The 1,403-nt window shown below is 56.9% G+C and carries 1 rRNA gene; it reads left to right on the top strand.

Features of this window, described 5'->3' with window-relative positions:
• Positions 1-1,403, top strand: a 23S ribosomal RNA gene (locus Q343_RS0100010); the annotation flags it as partial.

Genomic DNA, 1,403 nt, shown 5'->3' on the forward strand with positions numbered 1-1,403 from the left:
CCCCGCCACAGTCATGTGTGGTGACCCGCACCTGAATATATAGGGTGTGTGGAGGGAACGCCGGGAAGTGAAACATCTCAGTACCGGCAGGAAGAGATATTCCGTGAGTAGTGGCGAGCGAAAGCGGATGAGGCCAAACCGTTCGTGTGTGATAGCTGTCAGGCGTTGCACGTTCGGGGTTGTGGGACCTTTCGGATCTGACTGACATCAGGTCAAGGAGTAAGAAAGTCGCGTGATAGTCGAAGGGCATTGAAAGGCCCGGCACAGAGGGTGCAACCCCCGTAGACGAAATCGCGTGGCCTCCTGAAGGGGATCCCAAGTAGCACGGGGCCCGAGAAATCCCGTGTGAATCCGGCAAGACCACTTGCTAAGCCTAAATACTACCTAGTGACCGATAGCGGACAAGTACCGTGAGGGAAAGGTGAAAAGTACCCCGGGAGGGGAGTGAAATAGTACCTGAAACCGTGTGCCTACAATCCGTCGGAGCCTCCCTAGCAGGGGTGACGGCGTGCCTTTTGAAGAATGAGCCTGCGAGTTAGTGCTCAGTGGCGAGGTTAACCCGTGTGGGGAAGCCGTAGCGAAAGCGAGTCCGAATAGGGCGACCATAGTCGCTGGGTCTAGACCCGAAGCGAAGTGATCTAGCCATGGGCAGGTTGAAGCGCGGGTAAGACCGCGTGGAGGACCGAACCCACCAGGGTTGAAAACCTGGGGGATGACCTGTGGTTAGGGGTGAAAGGCCAATCAAACTTCGTGATAGCTGGTTCTCCCCGAAATGCATTTAGGTGCAGCGTCACGTGTTTCTTACCGGAGGTAGAGCTACTGGATGGCTAATGGGCCTCACCAGGTTACTGACGTCAGCCAAACTCCGAATGCCGGTAAGTGAGAGCGTGGCAGTGAGACTGCGGGGGATAAGCTCCGTAGTCGAGAGGGAAACAGCCCAGACCACCAGCTAAGGCCCCTAAGCGTGTGCTAAGTGGGAAAGGATGTGGAGTTGCACAGACAACCAGGAGGTTGGCTTAGAAGCAGCCACCCTTGAAAGAGTGCGTAATAGCTCACTGGTCAAGTGATTCCGCGCCGACAATGTAGCGGGGCTCAAGTACACCGCCGAAGCTGTGGCATTCACACATTCGCCAGGCCTTCGTGGTCCAGGCGTGTGGATGGGTAGGGGAGCGTCGTGTGGGCAGTGAAGTCGCGGAGGAATCCAGCGGTGGAGCCCACACGAGTGAGAATGCAGGCATGAGTAGCGAAAGACGGGTGAGAAACCCGTCCGCCGAATGATCAAGGGTTCCAGGGCCAGGCTAATCCGCCCTGGGTAAGTCGGGACCTAAGGCGAGGCCGACAGGCGTAGTCGATGGACAAGGAGTTGATATTCTCCTACCGGCGAAGAACCGCCCATACCGAAC

This window comes from Paraoerskovia marina DSM 21750 (assembly GCF_000701465.1).
GTDB classification, from domain to species: domain Bacteria; phylum Actinomycetota; class Actinomycetes; order Actinomycetales; family Cellulomonadaceae; genus Paraoerskovia; species Paraoerskovia marina.